The 19473-nt window shown below is 45.9% G+C and carries 16 protein-coding genes and 1 tRNA gene; 11 read left to right on the forward strand and 6 right to left on the reverse strand.

Going from position 1 to position 19473, the window contains the following annotated elements; genetic code table 11:
• Positions 1 to 77: 77 nt before the first annotated feature.
• Positions 78 to 1535 carry a M48 family metalloprotease gene (locus tag GY843_RS12750; protein ID WP_297310226.1) on the reverse strand — a complete coding sequence of 486 codons (1458 nt, stop codon included), beginning with the start codon at positions 1533 to 1535 and terminating at the stop codon, positions 78 to 80.
• Positions 1536 to 1690: 155 nt separating this feature from the next.
• Between GY843_RS12750 and GY843_RS12755 the strand changes: the two genes are divergently transcribed.
• Together GY843_RS12755 and GY843_RS12760 are read left to right on the forward strand one after the other, a co-directional pair.
• The gene (locus GY843_RS12755) at positions 1691 to 1927 is read left to right on the forward strand and encodes a sulfurtransferase TusA family protein (RefSeq protein ID WP_297310227.1); all 237 of its coding nucleotides are present in this window, start codon (positions 1691 to 1693) and stop codon (positions 1925 to 1927) included.
• Between the two features lie 12 nt (positions 1928 to 1939).
• Complete coding sequence (locus tag GY843_RS12760; RefSeq protein ID WP_297310228.1) at positions 1940 to 3016, forward strand: AI-2E family transporter; 1077 nt, start codon at positions 1940 to 1942, stop codon at positions 3014 to 3016.
• 259 nt (positions 3017 to 3275) lie between these two features.
• Here GY843_RS12760 and GY843_RS12765 read toward each other — a convergent pair whose 3' ends face one another.
• Positions 3276 to 3743: a peroxiredoxin gene (locus GY843_RS12765; protein WP_297310229.1), complete on the reverse strand. Its 468-nt coding sequence runs from the start codon at positions 3741 to 3743 to the stop codon at positions 3276 to 3278.
• Positions 3744 to 3937: 194 nt separating this feature from the next.
• Here GY843_RS12765 and dapA point away from each other — a divergent pair, with 194 nt between their 5' ends.
• The 3 genes from dapA (at position 3938) to GY843_RS12780 (ending at position 7255) form a co-directional block, all read left to right on the forward strand.
• Positions 3938 to 4813 carry a 4-hydroxy-tetrahydrodipicolinate synthase gene (dapA, locus tag GY843_RS12770; protein WP_297310230.1) on the forward strand — a complete coding sequence of 292 codons (876 nt, stop codon included), beginning with the start codon at positions 3938 to 3940 and terminating at the stop codon, positions 4811 to 4813.
• A gap of 13 nt (positions 4814 to 4826) precedes the next feature.
• The gene (bamC, locus tag GY843_RS12775; protein WP_297310231.1) at positions 4827 to 6206 is read left to right on the forward strand and encodes an outer membrane protein assembly factor BamC; all 1380 of its coding nucleotides are present in this window, start codon (positions 4827 to 4829) and stop codon (positions 6204 to 6206) included.
• A gap of 104 nt (positions 6207 to 6310) precedes the next feature.
• The gene (locus GY843_RS12780; RefSeq protein ID WP_297310274.1) at positions 6311 to 7255 is read left to right on the forward strand and encodes a D-2-hydroxyacid dehydrogenase; all 945 of its coding nucleotides are present in this window, start codon (positions 6311 to 6313) and stop codon (positions 7253 to 7255) included.
• A gap of 18 nt (positions 7256 to 7273) precedes the next feature.
• Here GY843_RS12780 and GY843_RS12785 read toward each other — a convergent pair whose 3' ends face one another.
• Positions 7274 to 7900, reverse strand: a complete 627-nt coding sequence (locus GY843_RS12785) for an RluA family pseudouridine synthase (protein ID WP_297310232.1) — start codon at positions 7898 to 7900, stop codon at positions 7274 to 7276.
• Positions 7897 to 9249 carry a 23S rRNA (uracil(1939)-C(5))-methyltransferase RlmD gene (rlmD, locus tag GY843_RS12790; protein ID WP_297310233.1) on the reverse strand — a complete coding sequence of 451 codons (1353 nt, stop codon included), beginning with the start codon at positions 9247 to 9249 and terminating at the stop codon, positions 7897 to 7899. The genes GY843_RS12785 and rlmD overlap by 4 nt, the downstream gene beginning before the upstream one ends.
• 226 nt (positions 9250 to 9475) lie before the next feature.
• Here rlmD and GY843_RS12795 point away from each other — a divergent pair, with 226 nt between their 5' ends.
• Complete coding sequence (locus tag GY843_RS12795) at positions 9476 to 10465, forward strand: glycosyl transferase family protein (RefSeq protein ID WP_297310234.1); 990 nt, start codon at positions 9476 to 9478, stop codon at positions 10463 to 10465.
• Positions 10466 to 10488: 23 nt separating this feature from the next.
• Here GY843_RS12795 and GY843_RS12800 read toward each other — a convergent pair whose 3' ends face one another.
• Both GY843_RS12800 and GY843_RS12805 read right to left on the reverse strand, forming a co-directional pair.
• A complete protein-coding gene (locus tag GY843_RS12800; protein ID WP_297310235.1) occupies positions 10489 to 11667 on the reverse strand; it encodes a cation:proton antiporter in 1179 nt (392 codons plus the stop codon).
• A gap of 85 nt (positions 11668 to 11752) precedes the next feature.
• Complete coding sequence (locus tag GY843_RS12805; RefSeq protein ID WP_297310236.1) at positions 11753 to 13096, reverse strand: MATE family efflux transporter; 1344 nt, start codon at positions 13094 to 13096, stop codon at positions 11753 to 11755.
• Positions 13097 to 13288: 192 nt separating this feature from the next.
• Between GY843_RS12805 and nfuA the strand changes: the two genes are divergently transcribed.
• The 5 genes from nfuA (at position 13289) to GY843_RS12830 (ending at position 19311) form a co-directional block, all read left to right on the forward strand.
• Positions 13289 to 13882 (forward strand): Fe-S biogenesis protein NfuA, encoded by a 594-nt coding sequence (gene nfuA / locus GY843_RS12810; protein ID WP_297310238.1) that lies wholly within the window; start codon positions 13289 to 13291, stop codon positions 13880 to 13882.
• Positions 13883 to 14264: 382 nt separating this feature from the next.
• A complete protein-coding gene (gene lon / locus GY843_RS12815) occupies positions 14265 to 16691 on the forward strand; it encodes an endopeptidase La (protein ID WP_297310240.1) in 2427 nt (808 codons plus the stop codon).
• Between the two features lie 133 nt (positions 16692 to 16824).
• A complete protein-coding gene (locus GY843_RS12820; RefSeq protein WP_007020114.1) occupies positions 16825 to 17100 on the forward strand; it encodes an HU family DNA-binding protein in 276 nt (91 codons plus the stop codon).
• A 130-nt stretch (positions 17101 to 17230) separates the two neighbouring features.
• A tRNA-Asp gene (locus GY843_RS12825) sits at positions 17231 to 17307 on the forward strand.
• 120 nt (positions 17308 to 17427) lie between these two features.
• Positions 17428 to 19311 carry a SurA N-terminal domain-containing protein gene (locus GY843_RS12830; RefSeq protein WP_297310244.1) on the forward strand — a complete coding sequence of 628 codons (1884 nt, stop codon included), beginning with the start codon at positions 17428 to 17430 and terminating at the stop codon, positions 19309 to 19311.
• Positions 19312 to 19473: the final 162 nt, after the last annotated feature.

The raw sequence follows: 19473 nt of genomic DNA on the forward strand, positions 1-19473 counted from the left end.
CTGCTCAGCTGAACAAATAGAAATATTTATATAAAAAAGCCCGTAATAGAGGGCTTTTTTATTATCTGATTTGCGCCTTAAGGCCTCATTTCCAATGATTTTCTAATCTGAAGGGCATCTTCTTTGCGTTGCTCTAGGCGTGCTTTCTCGTGAGAGGAGAGTTGCGGGTCTCGCAGAGCATAATCTACCTGCTTTAAGGCTCTATCAACATTAGCGGTCAGCAGAAAGTATTCAATACGTGCTTCATGCACGCCCACAATATTGCCTTCTAAACCATAGGATTCTGCTAGCAGGTACCAGGCTCTACTATCATCAGGTTGGTTTTCCAGTAATGCTTCATAGATCTGCGATGCCTTTGCAGGCTGCCCTAAATGTAATAGAGATTCAGCATAGAGGTAGCTGACAGCATGATTATCAGGGTAGAGTCCACGCAGCTTCTCAAATTCGGCCACTGCCTCGCGGTACTTTTCTTGAGCCATCAGGAGTTCTGCTTTTAGCAATCTGGCGCTTAGCCTTTTTTTGAACTGAGAGGAAAAGTTTTTCATCTCCTGCTTAGCTAAATCGAATTTCTTATTCTGAATAGCTGTGAAGGCGATCGCGTAGAGCAGATCATCGGTGGAGGCTTTCTGTTTCAGAGCTTCATATTTTTCCAGTAATTGGGTTTTGTCTTTGGCGTAGTGAGCCTGGACCCTTGCTCTTATGATATTGAAATGAAAGGTATTAAGGCGCTGTTCTTTATTCTTGAACTGTTCTGCTCGGTTCAGAGCATCCGACACTCGGGATTGCGTTACGGGATGAGTTAGCAGGAATTCCGGTGGCACACGACTGAATCGGGCAGCCTCTTGAAGTTGGTTGAACATTTCAGCCATGGCGTAAGGGGAATATCCCGCAGAGGTTAGTGTTTGCATACCGAGGTAGTCGGCTTCACGCTCGTTCTGGCGGCTGAATGACAGTTTTGAGGATGCTGAAGATGCCATGGTAGATTGTAGTGCTACCATACCTGCTTCTGGATCAGCAGCAGCTACCAGCAGACTACCTAGCATCGAGAGAAGGAAGAAGGGTCGGTTTTGTCTTTGCTCTTCCAGTTGTGCTGCAAAGTGTCGTTGGCTGAGGTGAGCTAGTTCATGTGCCAGTACAGAAGCAAGCTGTCCCTCATTCTTTGCTGTCAGAATCAAACCTGTGTGTACACCAATAATGCCGCCGGGCGCTGCAAAAGCGTTGATACTTGGGTTGTCCAGTACCAGGATTTCTAATCTACGGTCAGTCAGTTGGCTGTGAGTGACCAGGCTCCAGGTAAGATCTTCAACATATTGGCTTACCAGTGCATCTTCATAAATCTTCGCGCTACCGCGCAGCATTCGAGCCCAAGCTCGACCAAGATTGTATTCCTGCTGTAACGAAATAATGCTATACCCACTACCTCCAATGTCAGGAAGTTGGGTTTCTGCATGGGACTGTTGTGGCGATATGAATTGCGATAAGAATAGCAGTGATGAAAAACATATCGCCAGAAAAGGGTTGTGCATTTTAGGCATGTAAAAAGTATCCGAAAAAGCCCGTGCTGAGTGTTATTGCACTAAAGAATAAGTCATTGTTGGTCATAGAGAAAATTCGGGACTTATCCTGATGTTCCTTATATAGTGCTGAACTAAATTGATAACGACAATAAAAAATACGTAAAGTTAAGTTAATGACAGATTTTTCATTCGATCAGGTCTTAGATGCCTCCGGCCTAAACTGCCCATTGCCATTGTTAAAAGCCAAGCAGGCTTTAAACGGTTTGGAGCCTGGGCAGGTTCTTAAAGTTATCGCGACAGACAGTGGCTCAATAAGAGATTTTAAAGCTTATACAGACCAGTCTGACCATGAATTGTTACAAACGTTCACTGAACAGGAGCCTTACGTCTATATCATCAGACGTGGCTGATTAGGCAAGCAGATGCGCAAGATCTTTAGTAAATGGATAGAGCGTTACTTTTCAGATGAAGAGGCGTTGCTGCTTTTCGTTCTGCTAGCCGCTGCTTTGTTGGTTATTTTGACCCTTGGGCAGGCCTTAGCGCCAGTCTTTGCAGGGATTATTCTGGCATTTCTGATGCAAGGTGGTGTGAATCGTCTCAAAGAGATGAATATGCCCCATCTTCTTTCTGTGATACTGGTTTTCTTGGGGTTTGTTGGCGGCGTTGGGGCTTTATTACTGATCGTTATGCCGTTGGCTTGGAAACAGAGTATTAATCTGTTTAATGAGCTGCCGGGGATTCTTTCCGAAATACAGGCCGTTCTTCTATTGTTGCCAGAGAAATATCCAGAATTTATCTCTGAAGATCGAGTATTGGAACTGATTGATCTGGCCGCGGCTGAGCTCTCCCAGATGGGGCAGTGGGTTGTTACATTCTCATTGAACTCTATTACCGGGATTATCGCTCTTCTTATCTATCTGGTGCTTGTGCCAATTTTGGTGTTCTTTTTCCTCAAGGATGGTGGCTCGCTAACCCGTTGGTGGGTTTCGTTTCTACCTGAAAAGCGTGACATGATGACTCAGGTCTGGACTGAGATGGATGGTCAGATCGCTAATTATATCCGCGGCAAGGTGATCGAGATTATCGTAGTGGGTGTGGTGACTTACATTACCTTCATCTTCCTGGGCATCAATTACGCAGCTTTACTCGGTATTCTGGTAGGTCTTTCAGTATTGATTCCATATATTGGTGCGGCACTGGTAACTCTACCTGTAGCTTTGATCGCCTTCTTCCAATGGGGATGGAGTGGTGATTTTATGTACCTGATGATTGCCTACGGCATTATTCAGGCCCTTGATGGCAATGTCCTTGTTCCGCTTCTGTTCTCAGAAGCCGTTAACCTACATCCGGTAGCTATTATCGTTTCAGTGCTAGTGTTTGGTGGTGTCTGGGGATTCTGGGGAGTGTTTTTCGCTATTCCTCTTGCCACCCTGATCAAGGCAATTCTGAGCGCGTGGCCGAAGGCTAAACAGGTGGTTTTGGAAGAGAGCAGCGCTTAAAGATGCTGTTTTAAAACTATTACGACTTGGCTATAGGGCGTTAAAAATCCACTCAAAATGCTCAGCGGCAGTTCACTGCCACAACGCCTAAGGGCGGCCCTTTAGGGTGAGCGCAGCGAATATTTACTCCAGTAATACCCTAAGGGGCACACTGACTGTGCTTTCTCGTGTATTTTTGCCTTCTGTAGCCTGCGCTCATTACGTTTTAATACAGCCTCTGCGCTGCTCTTTCGTACTTTTAGGGTAATAAAGGCTGAGGTTACAGCGCTTTAACTGCCTCCAAAACTTCATCCACGTGGCCTTTTACCTTCACTTTGCGCCACTCTTGTTTCAGAACACCTTCTGCGTCGATGAGGAAGGTTGAGCGCTCAATGCCCATATACTCGCGGCCGTAGTTCTTCTTCAGTTTAATTACATCAAACAGTTTGCATAGCTCTTCGTCCGGATCGCTGATCAGTTCGAAAGGAAATGATTGTTTCGCTTTGAAATTTTCATGGGCGCGCATTCCGTCACGTGATACGCCAAAAATCACTGTGTTTGCCGCTTCAAATTCGGCAATGGAATCGCGGAAATTTTGTCCTTCAGTGGTGCAGCCTGGTGTGCTGTCTTTAGGATAAAAATAGATAATTACATTCTTACCTTTAAGTTCATCCAGTGAAACGGTGACGTCACTTGTTGCCTGAGCGGTAAAAGAAGGCACTTTTTTGTCAATTGTTAGGCTGCTCATAGTAAATCCTTAGTGATGATGGCTACTAAACAAAGTAGAAAATCGTATAGAATAACGACCCTTTATACGATACCAGATATCGTTCAGATTATAAGGTTAGCCCTGAAGGGTTAATTCTGGTTGTAATAGTTCGATTGGCAGAGTAATTTTGTCTTCTGCTTAAGAACTTGATGATATATCTCATGGAGAAAAAAATGATTACTGGCAGCAGTGTTGCTCTTGTTACCCCTATGCTTTCTAACGGTGATGTCGATTGGGATAACCTCGACAAACTGGTGGATATGCATCTGGATAAGGGCACGGATTCTATCGTCGCTGTGGGGACTACTGGTGAGTCCGCAACTCTTAATTGCGATGAGCACTGTCAGGTCATTAAACGTGTAGTTGATCGTGTTGCAGGCCGTATCCCGGTTATTGCAGGTACGGGTGCAAACTCAACGTCTGAAGCGATTGAACTGACTGAAGAAGCTAAAAAAGTAGGTGCCGATGCATGTTTGTTGGTTACACCTTACTACAACAAACCTACTCAGGAAGGTTTATTCCTGCATTACAAGGCGGTAGCTGAGGCAGTAGATATTCCGCAGATCCTGTACAACGTTCCAGGTCGTACTGCTTGCGATATGTTGCCTGAGACTGCACTGCGTCTTGCTGAAATTGACAATATTGTTGGTATCAAAGAAGCAACGGGTGATATCGAGCGCGCAAAAGAACTAATTGCTAAAGCGCCAGAAGGCTTCGCTATCTATTCTGGTGATGATGCTACTGCGGTTGAACTGATGATCGCGGGTGGTCACGGTAATATCTCCGTAACAGCCAATGTTGCTCCTGCTGAGATGGCTGAGCTGTGCGCTTTAGCTATGTCTGGCAAAGCTGATGAAGCACGTGCGATCCACAATAAACTGATGCCACTGCATGAAAAATTGTTTGTAGAAGCCAATCCAATCCCAGTGAAATGGGCTCTGGCTGAAATGGGCTTGATGGGACTTGGCATCCGTCTTCCGTTGACAGTTCTTGCGGATGAGTTCCATGGCACTATTCGTGATGCATTGAAAAGCAGCGAAATTATCTAAGCGATCCTAAATAATGAAAAAAATAGTATCTCTAACTGTTTTAGCTAGTGTAATGGTCTCTGGCTGCAGTGTATTGGAAGACAATCCTATCTACGGTGAAGACGGTATTATCCGTGACCGAAGTCAGGATTATGAGTTAGCAGAGAAAGGTAAGCGCCTGGAAATTCCAGAGCATCTTACGGCTAAACAAACCGCAGATACTTTATCGGTTCCTGAGGTCGGTACCGTAGGGACTGTTCGTACCGGCGAATTTATCGTTCCTAGACCTGAGTTCTTCTACGCTGAGGCTGGCAGTGAATCAGTAAGCCTTAAGCGCGAAGGAAATGAGAAACTGATCATTGTTGATGAGGGAATCACTAGCGTTTGGGTTAAGTTGAAAGAGTTCTGGGAATTCAACGGTATCGAACTAGCCAAGTCTGATCCACGTAATGGACGGATGGAAACGCAGTGGATCCATAATGAAGCTAAAGAGTTTAGCTTTGTGGACACTTGGGTTAAACGTCTGACATTCCAGGATATTCCGGGGGATACAAAAGATAAACTTCATGTGAGCTTGCGACCTGTTGACGGTCAGCCAGATCGTACTTCAATCTCCATGCGACATGTACGTTTTGCTGAAGAAGACGAAGTGGCATCTGTGGATTGGGCTAATCAGGCGCGTGATGTCAGCTACAAATCGGACATGATGTTTGAGGTGTTGCGTTACCTAGGTAAAGCAACGGGTGAGCGTTCGGAGCAGACTCTGATTGCTTTCCAGGAGAAGCGCCGTGCTGGTACTCAATTGGGACGTGATTCGCGAGCGAATCCGGTACTGAAACTGGATACCGACATTGATACCGCATGGACTGAAATCAGTAATGCTCTGGATAAAGCGGATATGGATGTAGGTACCCGTGATCGTGGTACAGGTTATTTCTATATGACATATACCACTTCAACACCTTTTGAAGATGTTGAAGAAATGGGGTTCTTTGAATGGCTACACTCAGACCGTGAAGAGATTACACTGGATACCAGTTCAATCTCCGCAGCGTTGGGTTTTGAAGAAGATGATAGTGGTATTTCATACACTTCAGGCAAAACTGCTGCATACCTTCAAGGGCTAGAAGAAGGCGAGCAGGATACTCTCGTTAACCCTGAAGATGAAGGTAATAAGAAAGGCTATAAAATTTGGTTTGCCGGAAAGCCGATCTATGTATTCGGGACTGGTGAATCAGGAATTTATAACCAGAGTACCGGTAAGTTTGAGCATACAGGTCAGTATCAGTTGAAGCTTATTCGTACCCGCACAGGTGTTTATCTGAGTGTTCTGACCAATGAAGGGTTGGCTGCACCAGCGATAGTTGCTGAAGAGATGCTTTGGACTATCAAAGAGAACCTGCCTAAAGGGTAACCCTGTTAGTCTACTCGGTTGTCTATGATAAAAGGGCCTTATGGCCCTTTTTCAATTTCTGGCTAATATCGGGAACGTATTAAAAAGGCTATATTGTGAAGACTATGAAAGCTGTAATCCTGGATCTGAAAGGTCTCGAAACGCTCGACCTTTCACCGTTAGAAGCGGTAGTTGATGAGTTGGTCTGCTATGAACTGACACCTGTAGATAAAGTTTCAGAGCGGATTAAAGGTTTTGATATTGTCATTACCAATAAAACGCCGCTTGATCGCCTAGCCATTTCTCAGGCTAAAGGCCTTAAATACATCTGCGTACTGGCCACCGGAACCAATGTTGTTGATAAGAGGGCTGCTCAGGAGTTCTCAGTGCCCGTATCCAATTGTGTTGCTTATGGTGTTGATTCGGTGGTTCAGCATGTCTGGTCAATGATTCTGGCTTTACATAACAATTTACTGGCCTATTCAACTGACGTTGATAACGGACAGTGGCAGAAGTCACAGCAGTTCTGCTTTCTTGATCATCCTGTAATTGAGCTTAAGGGAAGAACCCTAGGTGTGATTGGCTACGGTAATCTGGGGCAGGGCGTTGCCAGAATCGCTGAAGCTTTTGGCATGAACTTACTCATATGCCAACGAATAGGCGGAGAGGTGTCTGACGGTCGGGTTTCCTTTGAGGAGTTGTTAGAGAAGTCGGATGTGATCAGCTTGCACTGTCCTTTAACCGAACAGACAGAAAACCTTTTTACCCGTGATACGTTCAAAAAAATGAAGCAGGGTTCGTTTCTTGTGAATGCAGCCCGTGGTGGCATTGTAAATGAGTCTGATCTGGCTGATGCGCTACGAGCTGGGTATTTGGCAGGGGCAGCGACTGATGTTCTGACGGTAGAGCCCCCGGTCGAAGGCAATGTTCTACTGGATAACTCCATTCCTAATCTAATCGTTACCCCGCATATGGCGTGGGGTAGTGTAGAAGCACGCAAGCGTATCATTCAGCAAACAGCTGAGAACATCTCCAGCTTTACTTCGGGTTCACCAATACGGCTAGTCTAATGCTCTTCTTGTCCTTTTTCAAAAAGGGCAGGGAGCAGTAAACTCAACTTCTTGCTGAGTATCAGGATGTGGAAACGCCAGATACTCAGCATGAAGTAGTAACCTTTCTGATGAAGCTTTCCCTTTCTCATCTGCATAGAAGCGGTCTCCGATGATTGGATGACCCATTGCTTGCATATGAACTCTTAGCTGATGTGAGCGGCCAGTCACCGGAGTTAGCTCAACACGTGTACCCAGTTCAGTTGTTCCAGTCATTTTCCAGTGAGTCAGAGCCTGTTTACCTTGCTCAAAATCAACGATCTGCAGGGGGCGGTTTTCCCAATCACAGCGTAAAGGTAGCTCTATAGAGCCCGAGGTCTGCTCGGGTGAACCGGAGATGATGGCCTGGTAACGCTTTGCCGTTTTTCTTTCTTGAAAGCTTTTGCTCAGTTCCCTTTGTGCTTCCAGTGTCAGCGCCAGCACCATGAGACCCGACGTAGCGTAATCGAGACGATGAACAATCCGAGCGGTTGGAAATTCCTGCTGCACTCTGCGCCAAAGGCAATCCTGCTTCTCAGGCCCTTTGCCTGGAACTGAGAGCATGTCCCAGGGTTTATTAGCAATAACAAGGCTGCTATCAGAATAGAGAATTTCAGGAGAGTTCATCGTTCAAATAACACCAGAGATTCAACGTGTGAAGTATGCGGGAACATATCCATGACACAGAAACGGCTTGGGCGGTATCCCTGCTTAATCAGCTCTGCTCCATCTCTGGCTAATGCTGCTGGATTACAAGACACATAGAGGATCATATCAGCTTGATGTTTTTCCAGCTGCTTGATGACTTCCAAGGCTCCGGTTCTTGGCGGATCAAGGATGATTTTATTAAAACCTTGTTTATACCAGGGCAGGGCGCGTAGATCTTTGCTTAGATTGGCCCGGTAGAAACTGCAATTGCTGAGTTGGTTTCTGGAGGCATTCTGGTTTGCTCTTTCTACCATCTCCTCAACACCCTCTACCCCGACAATTGCAGCGACATGGCCGGCGATTGGGAGCGTGAAATTACCGACACCACAGAACAGATCCAGTACCCGGTCATCTTTGCTGAGATCTAGCCAGGTGATAGCTCGGTTAATCATCTGATTATTTACCGAGGCATTGACCTGAATAAAGTCACCGGGTTCGAAATAAACCTGAGTTGAGCTGTTTTCGATCTGATAAAAAAGCTCAGCTGTTTTATCAGTGCGCTGTAGTTTCTGTCCATCATCCAGAAATAGAGAGAAGTTATGTTCAGAAGCCAACTGCTGCAATTTTTCAGATAGGTGATCAGTTAGAGGTTTCTTGATGCGTAGTGTCAGTGCTCCACTTTCATCGCCTTCACTCAGTTCTGCGTGTGTTATTCCTTTAAAGTCTTCTTCTGTTTCCAGAATAGACGGCAGGGCTTTGAGAATCTCATTAAGAGGTTCGGCTAGCACCGGACAATCACTAATATGAGTGAGTTTGCTACTGCCTCTTCGGCGGAAGCCCACAATAGCACTGCCATCTCTTTGCAATTGATTGATGCCAAGGCGGCAGCTACGGCGATAATTCCACTCGGGGCTTTGGATCGGTTGCTCTATTGTCTCAGGGGTAAAATGACCCAGACGATCCAGTTGATCAATAACAGTTGTTTGTTTTGCGCTGATCTGATCTTCGTGGTTCAGATGCTGCAGGTCGCAACCACCGCAGGTGCCGTAGTGTTGGCACTTGGCTTCAACTCGCTGGGGCGAAGCTTTGATAACCTCGGTGCAGCTGGCTTCGTCGTAACGACGGTGTTGAGTGTCTATTTTGTACTTAACGCTTTCCCCTGGCAGGGCCCCACTGATAAATATGGTTTTCCCATCAACCTTGGCTATTCCTCTGCCTTCATGGCTCAAGCTTTCTACCTCCAATACATCGGGATAGACCATCTGCTTTGAGCGTTGTGGTTTTGAGCCTGCTTTAGGTTTAGCGAAAAGGCTGGGTTTGCGTTTCATTGGAGTACCTTTAGAGATGATGGGCGATTCTACCAGAAAATCCGCATGGTTCCTGCAGTTACAGTGTGAGCAAAGTAAGGCTTGCTAACAGGCCTAGTGAGAAGGGGTAAAATATAAAGGTAGAAGAAGTAGCAGTTGAGACAACGTTTAACATTTTCATTAAACTAACGAGAATTTCATACTAAGACACCTCCAGTACTCCTGTATAGGCAAGGTATTATCCTCGATGATTGAAGAACACAAATTTGCACCTTTCGTTCGTATTTTAGGTAAAGGCAAAAATGGCACCCGCTCGCTGACTCGTGAAGAAGCAGAGCAGGCAATGGGTATGATTCTGGATAATCAGGTCAGGCCTGAACAGCTAGGTGCATTTTTAATGTTGCTACGAGTAAAAGAGGAAGCCCCGGAGGAGTTAGCGGGTTTTGCTGACGCGGTACGTAGTCGTTATACAATGGATGTAGAGCTGGAAGTTGATCTGGACTGGTCAACCTACGCGGGTAAAAAGCGTCGCCATACCTGGTACCTTTTAGTAGCGCTTTGCTTGGCCTCCCATGGTTACAAAGTGTTTATGCATGGTTCGCGAGGTCATACACCGGGCCGGATTTATGTTGAAGATATGCTCAGCCTGTTTGGCTTGCAAGCTTGTAATGAATGGCAGCAAACTGCTGATGAGATTAAGCGCTGTGGTTTTGCTTATATGTCAGTTGATCATTTCTGCCCACCATTAGGTGAGATTATTCAGCTACGTCCGATTCTGGGGCTGCGTTCTCCTGTGCACACTCTCTGTCGTATGCTTAACCCGGCTGAGGCTGCAGCTAGTATTGATGGTGTTTTCCACCCTCCATATGGACCTATGCATCAGAAGGCGGCCAAGCTACTGGGTATAGAACGCAACCTGACAATGAAAGGAGATGGCGGAGAAGCAGAAATTCGCCCGGATACAGAATGCCTTCTGCAGTGGGTAACTGACGGCGAGCTTTCCGAGTATGAGTGGCCGAGAACCGTCGAGAAGCGTTTTGTGAAAGAGGATGAGTTACCTGCAGAGATGCTACTATCCGTGTGGAAAGGTGAATCTAATCATGAGTATGGTTATCAAGCGATTATCTCAACAATGGCTGTGACCCTGCGCCTTCTGGGTGACCAGGGAAGTAATGAAGAGCTATTAGCCAAATCAGAGCAACTGTGGGCTGAGCGTAAGATAGAGCTTTTCAGCTGAAATAAAATGCAGAGACTGTGAATTCAGTCTCTGCGTAATTTATCAGATACCGCAATGGGTGATGGGAAGTTAAAGATCACCACATAGCTGGACAGCAGGAAGGTTAGAATCGCTGTCGCCTGAATTACGTGGGATGCCTCTTCTCCAATCATCGCTGCACCTGCTGCAATATAAGCGATCAATAACGAAAACTCACTGATCTGCCCCAGACGGAAACCTACTTCCCAGCCCAGCTTAGGTGATTCACTGATACGACTTAGCAGGAAACGGAAGATAACCGGTTTCAGGCCCAGTACCAGTAAGGCCAGAATGGTTGCAGGAATTGCAATCAGCCCTACCAGAGACAGATTGAAGCTGGCTCCAATTGAGAAGAAGAACAGGATCAAGAAGAAGTCCCTAAGAGGCTTCAAGCTGGTGGCAATATATTGTGAAATAGGGCTTGTCGCTACGGTTACCCCCGCCACAAACGCCCCAATCTCAGCTGACAAGCCCACTAGGTTAGCTATTTCTGCCAGTCCTAGACACCAACCAATGGCAAGCAGGAATATATATTCATGAAAACGGTCGAACTTCTGGATTAGTTTCAACAATACATATTTTACGAATGCAAAAGCACCAAGAATGATCAGTGGAAGAGCGACTAAAGTGCTTGCGAACTGAGCCATGGTGTCGCTGCTTGTAGCGGACTCATTCGCACCGCTGTATAGAAACAGCAGTACCATGATCGCAATAACGTCCTGTAGCAGTAGAAGACCTACAACCAACTCACCGGTGTGTTTGTGATGAAGAACTGTTGTTGGCAGTAGTTTAATGCCGATGATGGTACTGGAGAACATGACTGCGATACCAATGATCATGTTCTCTGTTTGGGTATACCCAAAGGCTAATCCGACCGAGTAGCCTATCAGGAAAAACAGAATCGAGCTTATGATCGCAACCAGTGTCGCTTTTTTTAACATATGCAGCAGGTGGGAGGGCTGCATATCCAAGCCGAGCAGAAATAGAAGGAAGATAATACCTATATGGGAAATTTCAGTGAGTAGTTCAGTATCGGACACCATGCTGAAACCATAAGGTCCGAGAATAGCTCCCAGAGCGATATAGGCAACCAGCAACGGTTGGCGGGTATATAGTGCTAGTGAGGCAATCACCGCTGCCCCGGTAAAAATCAGGAAAAAAGAAAAGACCAGCGAATGTTCCACGTCCTACAGGTTCCTTACTATCGTGAACTAACAAAATACCAAGAAGCTGGAATTCATACTATAGCTAAACTTTCTTGGCAGCTATTTAAAGTCTGATTTCCAGCCATTTTCCTTGTTTCCATATGCTGATAAAAACAGCGGAAGAAAGGCTTCTGTGCACCAATTGAACATTCCATATCCCCAGCAAGCCAAAACCTAAATAAGGGCCAAATAACCAAGCCAGTGGAAGATAAAACAGCCACTGACCTACAGCACTGATGAGTAATACGTTTCTGCTCGCTCCCACGCCAAGTAGGGACTGACTTAAGACGATAGCCGCTGCATCTAATGTGATTGCTAGGGCTGTTAGCTGCAGTGGAAGAGTGGCTTGTTCTATAAGCGATTGCGATTGTAGGAATGCACTGAGCACAATTTCAGGCACCACCCACAATGGCAGGCTGAGGATAGAGATAGTAATAACAGCAACCGTTATAACATCCCACGCCCACTGCGCGGCTTCCCTGCTTTTTTTCTCGCCTAAGGCGTGACTCACTAGTGAGGTGGAGGCTACCCCGAAGCCAACCGCAGGTAAAATCAGGAACAGAGATAAGTTGATCAGTATATGGGCAATGGCCTGATCCGATGTGCCCAATAGACCGATGATCCAAAACAAAACACAGATAGCGAGAGAAAAAAGTAACTGTTGAATTGAATGGGGTATCGAAAGCTTAAGCAGGCTTAATAGAGATGAAATATCTTTAGCTTTCCAGTTTGCCAGCCCTTTTGGTTTAGCATCCTTGTAAACCAGCCATGCATTAAGCAATACACCCGCGTAGAGGGCGATCGCGGTGCCTAATCCAGCTCCAGGAGCTCCCAAACGCGGTAATCCTAAGCTACCGAATATCAGGCAGTAACTCACGGCGACATTCAGAACATGGGTAAAGATTAGAACCTTGAAGTAGGTGCCAGGACGTTTAGTACCATTCCACCATCCGCGGAATGATAAATGCAGTCCGATGGCCAACATTGCTGCTGTTCTGTAGTCAAAATATTCAGCGGCAATATCCTGTACGGCTGAATTATCGGTCATCAAGGCGACGATAGATTCAGAATGGTGGATAAAAAGTAGACTCAGGGGGAGTGCAAACAGGCAGGCGATCAGAATGCCCCATAGAACGGGTTTTGTGCTCTCTTCGACCAGCCCCTGACCCTGTTTACGCGCTACCAGTGTTTGTACCGCAGAAGACAGCCCGAGTATCAGGCTTATAGCTACAAAGTTGGCGTAGCTACCGATGCCAACCCCGGCGAGTGAAGCATCACCCAACTGGCCTACAAGTACTGCATCGATAAGGTTCAGTACACTTTGTGACAGCATGCCTCCAATGATCGGCAGGCCCAACGCGAGGATCGTTGTATAGCGTTGTAGTCGAGGCTGCTGTTGAGAGTGCATTTAAGGGTGGCTCTGAAAATGGAAGGCGAATTCTAGCAGATTGAAACGTTGGGGACAGGTTTAAACCTCTCCCTCAGTATTGGATATTAGAATTAATTGTTTAATAGCTGAGCAATTTACTCGGGATTGTAATGGGTGTATCCTATGATTCATTAAGTAAGGCATATTATGTAAGTGAGTATCGGGATAAGAATGAATATTACGGTTACAGAAACAGCAGAAGAGTATCTGGTAGAGCTTTTGTCAAAGCAGGACGTTGAAGGTATGGCGGTACGTATGTTCGTGACTCAGCCGGGTACATCCTATGCTGAGACTTGCTTGGCGTACTGCCGTCCAGATGAAGTGATCGAAGATGATGAGATCTTGGAACTAGAAACTCTGCGTTTCTACATCGAAAAGGCTAGCGTACCTTATCTGGATGAGGCCTATGTGGATTTTGCTAAAGATCGCATGGGTGGCCAGCTAACCATTAAAGCACCAAATTCAAAAGTGCCTAAGGTTTCTCCTGATAGTCCTCTGGATGAGCAGATTAACTATATCCTCTACTCTGATATCAACCCAGGTCTGGCTTCTCACGGTGGTGAAGTAAAACTTATTGAGCTGGTTGAAGAGGAAGAAGGTTTTATTGCGGTTCTTCAGTTTGGTGGCGGCTGCCAGGGTTGTAGCGCAGTTGATATGACGCTGAAAGATGGCGTAGAAGCAACATTGGTTGAGCGCTTGCCTGCACTGATCGGAGTACGAGATGCGACCGATCACTCTGTTACGGACAACGCTTACTACAAGTAAGCCAGAAACAAACGAAACCAATAAACGAATAAGCCTCCTTAAGCGAGTATTACAGTCATTCTCCAAGGTGTTATGGCATTTGAAATGGTTACCCTAATCAAATGCTATGGCATGTGACTATTGACTGGTTTGTTTATAGATCTTTCACGAGGATTGTTCGTAATTTAATAAAGGGGAATTTGATTCCCTTTTTTTATTTGTCTGTCAGATTGGATACTGCTATAAGCTAAGTAAATACAGCTTTTTCCCATTTCCTCAAAAGCGTAGTTTTATTTTGGTCTTGTGGTTGCAATTAAAATTCTGACCCCCATGTAACCTACAACGCGTTTTTTATAATATTTCCGCAGTACATCGCGGACCGGTTTGATGAGGCTTTTGCATCATGACGCAACATGACGAATCCCAAGTACAGAGCTTTGAGCTACCTGTCCTTCCTCTGAGAGATGTGGTGGTTTACCCACATATGGTTATCCCGCTGTTTGTGGGCAGAGAAAAATCTATAGAAGCTCTTGAAGCTGCAATGTCAGGTGAGAAGGAAATCCTTCTGGTCGCACAGAAAAATGCTTCTGATGATGAGCCGACCCATGAAGATTTGTTTGCAGTAGGTACCGTCGCTAGCGTACTGCAGATGCTTAAGTTACCTGATGGCACTGTTAAGGTTCTTGTTGAAGGTGACTACCGTGCCACTATCCATGACCTACAAGAAGAGGAAGGTTTCTTCACAGCTACCGCTTCTGTTCTGGCTATTGATGAGCTAACCGAAGCTGAAAATGATCTGTATAAGCGTACTGTGCTCGAGCAGTTTGAGCGTTTTGTTCAGGTTAACAAGAAAATTCCTTCTGAAGTGCTTTCCTCTCTACAAAATATCGAAGATGTAGGTCGTCTGGCAGACACTATCGCTGCGCATATGTCTTTGAAGCTTGAAGAAAAGCAGCAGATTCTTGAGATGTTGAGCAATAAAGAACGTCTCGAACATCTCATGGCTTTGATGGAATCTGAAATTGATCTGGTTGAAGTGGAGAAGCGTATCCGCGGCCGGGTTAAGAAGCAGATGGAAAAGAGCCAGCGCGAGTACTATCTGAACGAACAGATGAAAGCGATCCAGAAAGAGTTGGGCGACTTGGATGAGTCCGGCACCAACGATATGGATGAGCTGAAGAAACGTATTGCTGAAGCAAAAATGCCTCAGGAAGCGTTTGATAAGACCATGAATGAATACAACAAGCTGAAGATGATGTCACCAATGTCTGCTGAAGCAACGGTTGTGCGTGGTTATATTGATTGGATGTTGCAGATTCCATGGTCTAAGCGCTCTAAAGTTCGCCATGATATGAAGCGTGCGGAGAAAGTGCTGAATCAGGATCACTTCGGTCTGGAAGAAGTAAAAGAGCGTATTCTGGAATACTTAGCGGTTCAGAAGCGTGTTAGAAAACTGAAAGGCCCAATTCTATGTCTGGTTGGACCTCCAGGTGTAGGTAAAACGTCTCTTGGTCGCTCGATTGCTCGTGCAACCAACCGTGAGTATGTTCGTATGGCTCTGGGTGGGGTTCGTGATGAAGCGGAAATCCGCGGCCACCGTCGTACTTACATCGGTTCTATGCCGGGTAAGCTATTGCAGAAGATGTCTAAAGTTGGGGTGAAAAACCCGCTGTTCCTGCTCGATGAGATCGATAAGATGGGCATGGATCAACGTGGCGATCCATCCTCTGCTTTGCTGGAAGTTTTGGATCCGGAACAGAATAACAGCTTTAACGATCACTACCTGGAAGTAGATTATGACCTTTCAGATGTGATGTTTGTCTGTACCTCCAACTCTATGAATATTCCAGGTCCTCTGTTGGATCGAATGGAAATTATTCGAATCCCAGGTTACACAGAGGATGAAAAGCTAAACATCGCTCGTAACTATCTGGTTGAGAAACAGTTTAAGAACAACGGTCTTAAGAAGGGTGAGGTAGAGATTGCGGATGATGCAATTCAAGGCCTTATTCGTTACTACACGCGAGAAGCGGGTGTACGTGGTCTGGAGCGTGAGATCGCTAAACTGTGCCGTAAAGTCGTTAAAGAACTAGCACTGTCCAGTGATACCAAGAAACCGGTTGTTATCGGTGAAGATCAGCTGGAGCATTACAGTGGTGTTCGCAAGCATAACTTCGGAATTGCTGAAGAGCAGGATCAGGTAGGTTTGGTAACCGGCTTGGCCTGGACTCAGGTAGGCGGCGATATTCTGAGTATCGAAACCGCCGTGGTACCGGGTAAAGGCCGTCAGGTGACTACCGGTAGTCTGGGTGATGTTATGAAAGAATCGATTCAGGCTGCGCTGACAGTGGTTAGAAATCGATCTGAGGCTCTGGGTGTTCCAAGTGATTTCCACGAGAAACAGGATATCCATATTCACGTGCCGGAAGGGGCAACACCAAAAGATGGCCCAAGTGCGGGTATTGGTATGTGTACTGCTTTAGTATCAGTTCTAACCAATATTCCGGTTAAAGCGGATGTAGCAATGACCGGTGAAATTACCCTTCGCGGGCAGGTTTTACCGATCGGTGGTTTGAAAGAGAAACTGTTGGCGGCGCATCGTGGCGGAATTAAAACTGTCATCATTCCTCAAGAGAATGAGCGTGATTTGAAGGAAATTCCTGACAATATCAAAGCAGATCTCGATATTAAGGCGGTTAAGTGGATTGATGAGGTGTTGGACATTGCCCTCAAGTATCAACCAAAACCTGTCGAGCAAGACAACAAAGAAGTGGTTTCCGGTAAGAAAAAAAGTTCAAAAGCTGAGCCGGAGCAAATAAAGCCACATTAGTATTCATCAGGGGTAGAAAGGTTCCGAAGTTGTCTTGACACCGCTTTCTACCGCTTGGTATAAATGCCTGACCATCTTGCTGGGCATGGATAACGGAACAACTAAAAATAATGATCTATTAAAGGGGAACAACGTGAATAAGTCTGAACTGATCGACGCTATCGCAGCTTCAGCCGACATTCCTAAAGCAGCTGCAGGTCGTGCACTTGATGCTACTCTGGAAGCGGTTACAGGTGCACTTCAGAACGGAGACTCTGTTGCGCTGGTAGGTTTCGGTACATTTTCTGTAAAAGAGCGTGCTGCTCGTACAGGCCGTAACCCGCAGACAGGCAAGCCAATTGAGATTGCTGCTGCTACACTGCCAACTTTCAAGCCTGGTAAGGCTCTGAAAGACGCAGTAAACAAGTAAGATCTGATCGCGTCACGATCTTACTTTCGGGAGTGGTAGTTCGTTAAGAACTACCCGACCACCATAAAGTCAGACTATTTTTTGAAAAGTTAAACTGAGTGGTAGTCACGGGTTCAAGTCCCGTACATCAGGAGCGGTAGTTCAGTTGGTTAGAATACCTGCCTGTCACGCAGGGGGTCGCGGGTTCGAGTCCCGTCCGTTCCGCCAAAATTCAGAAATGGTTTGCATCATGTAAATGCAAACATTTCGAAATAGTTGAAAGGCGCATTCCTCTGAGAATGCGCCTTTTTTATGTGTAAAAGTAATTGCCAGGGGTTGAAAGGCATAATGCTACAGTCCATTCGTGATAACTCACAGGGTATCGTCGCCAAGATTATTGTTGGCCTGATTGCGGTGACCTTTGCATTGTTTGGTGTTGAGTCACTTGTAAGTTTAACAGCCGGTAGTAATGCACCTGCCACTGTTAATGGGGTAGAGATCAGTCAACAGGATTTGTATCAGGGCGTGCAGTTGCAACGTCGTCAGATGCTGAACCAGATGGGTGATGATGCTGACCCGGCATTACTGGATGAAAATCTAATCAGTAACATGGTGTTAGAAGGTTTGATTGAACAATCAGTTTTGGTTCAGTCTGCCGAGAATCAGGGTTTAGTTTTCTCTGATGCCATGATTGATCAGTTGATCGTCTCTACTAAAGATTTTCAGGTTGATGGCAAGTTTGAGCGTAGCCAGTTTGAAATGGTGCTGCGTAACGCTGGCCTGACGCCTCTGTCATATCGTGCGTTGGTTAAGAAAGAGAAAGTAACAGAGCAGGAGCGTATTGCTTACATGCTTTCTGCGTTCTCATTAAAGTCTGAGCTACAGACTCTTGCGAATCTGGATAGTCAGACGCGTGATATCCGTTACTTCACGCTTGATGCTGAACCTGTTCGTAACTCTGTAACTGTATCTGATGAAGAAATTGCAGATTATTATGCTGAGAACAGCGGTCAGTTTATGTCTGATGAGCAGGTAGCAATCGAATACCTGCTTCTGGACCGCGATGAAATTGCGAAGGGCCTGAGTGTTACGGATGATGACGTTGAGTCTGCTTATCAGACACTGGTCGATAACTTCCAGGCTCAGGAGCAACGTCACTCAGCTCACATCTTGGTTGAAGTTTCTGATGAGCAGGATGATGCGGCTGCTAAGGCTAAGGTGGATGCAATCGCTGCACGCCTTGCGTCTGGTGAGTCGTTCGAAACTCTGGCTCAATCTGAGTCGGATGATCCGGTTTCTGCTGAAATGGGTGGTGATCTAGGCGTTAACGAAAAAGGTGTTTTCTCTGCTGAATTCGAAGATGCACTGTATGCTCTTGAGAAGGGCGCAGTATCAGAACCTGTTCGCACTGAGTTTGGTTATCACCTGATTAAGTTGGTTGATATCGTTGAAAGCGAAGCTCCTGCATTTGAGCAGGCGCAATTTGAACTACGCGAAGATCTGCTGAATCAAAAAGCGGAAGAAGAGTATGTAGGACAGCTTGAGCGTTTAGCAGATATTTCATTCTCATCCGGTGACCTGGTTGAGCCTGCAGAAGTACTGGGTCTGGAAATTCAGAAAACTGAACTTTTCTCGCGCTCTGGAAATGAAGATCCGGTTACCTCTAACCCTAAGATCCTTACCGTTGCATTTGATGCTGAGTTGATCAAAGAGGGGCTGAACAGTACTCCTGTTGAGTTGGATTCTGGTCGCTCTGTGGTTCTGCGTATTGTTGAGCATCAGCTTCCACGTGAAAAATCACAGGATGAGGTGGCAGAGCAGATTAAAGCAATCCTTGTTGAGCAGAAAACGGCTGAACAGCTGACATCTACAGCTTCTGAACTGGTCGCGAGCCTGCGTAAGGGTGATGCACTGGATAGTCTGGCTGCTGGAGCAAAAGTTGAGTCATTCCAGGCAGTGGCACGCCGTGACAACACCGTTCCTCAAGAGATTCGTACATCTGTATTCCAGATGCCAAAACCTGCTGAGGGAGCCTCCAGCTTCGCTTCAGTTAGCTTGATCGATGGCAGTTATGCTGTTGTTGCTCTGGATAAGGTTGCAGCTGTAGATGCTGAATTGAATGAAGAAGAGCTGAGAATGATGAGTATGGTGCTGAATAACCGTCAGGGACAGCAGGACTATCAGGATCATACAGCTCAGTTGAAGAGCAAAGCTGAAATAGAAAAGCTTTAATTTTTATCGATATTTAAAAGCCACCTTAGGGTGGCTTTTTAGTTTCAGCCCTATACTTGCTCTTAAACAAGGAGTTTTAAGATAACGACTTGGCTGAACTTTACTTGCTATTAGGAGTCTCTCTTTCATGGCTGCCGACAGTTGAGATAAAAATGCGGTGAG

This window comes from Neptuniibacter sp. (genome assembly GCF_024231755.1).
In the GTDB taxonomy this organism is placed as follows: Bacteria; Pseudomonadota; Gammaproteobacteria; order Pseudomonadales; family Balneatricaceae; genus Neptuniibacter.

Coding starts and splice junctions, on each gene's coding strand:
- GY843_RS12750 (WP_297310226.1), bottom strand. CDS start 1,535: ATGCCTAAAATGCACAACCCTTTTCTGGCGATATGTTTTTCATCACTG.
- GY843_RS12755 (WP_297310227.1), top strand. CDS start 1,691: ATGACAGATTTTTCATTCGATCAGGTCTTAGATGCCTCCGGCCTAAAC.
- GY843_RS12760 (WP_297310228.1), top strand. CDS start 1,940: ATGCGCAAGATCTTTAGTAAATGGATAGAGCGTTACTTTTCAGATGAA.
- GY843_RS12765 (WP_297310229.1), bottom strand. CDS start 3,743: ATGAGCAGCCTAACAATTGACAAAAAAGTGCCTTCTTTTACCGCTCAG.
- dapA (WP_297310230.1), top strand. CDS start 3,938: ATGATTACTGGCAGCAGTGTTGCTCTTGTTACCCCTATGCTTTCTAAC.
- bamC (WP_297310231.1), top strand. CDS start 4,827: ATGAAAAAAATAGTATCTCTAACTGTTTTAGCTAGTGTAATGGTCTCT.
- GY843_RS12780 (WP_297310274.1), top strand. CDS start 6,311: ATGAAAGCTGTAATCCTGGATCTGAAAGGTCTCGAAACGCTCGACCTT.
- GY843_RS12785 (WP_297310232.1), bottom strand. CDS start 7,900: ATGAACTCTCCTGAAATTCTCTATTCTGATAGCAGCCTTGTTATTGCT.
- rlmD (WP_297310233.1), bottom strand. CDS start 9,249: ATGAAACGCAAACCCAGCCTTTTCGCTAAACCTAAAGCAGGCTCAAAA.
- GY843_RS12795 (WP_297310234.1), top strand. CDS start 9,476: ATGATTGAAGAACACAAATTTGCACCTTTCGTTCGTATTTTAGGTAAA.
- GY843_RS12805 (WP_297310236.1), bottom strand. CDS start 13,096: ATGCACTCTCAACAGCAGCCTCGACTACAACGCTATACAACGATCCTC.
- nfuA (WP_297310238.1), top strand. CDS start 13,289: ATGAATATTACGGTTACAGAAACAGCAGAAGAGTATCTGGTAGAGCTT.
- lon (WP_297310240.1), top strand. CDS start 14,265: ATGACGCAACATGACGAATCCCAAGTACAGAGCTTTGAGCTACCTGTC.
- GY843_RS12830 (WP_297310244.1), top strand. CDS start 17,428: ATGCTACAGTCCATTCGTGATAACTCACAGGGTATCGTCGCCAAGATT.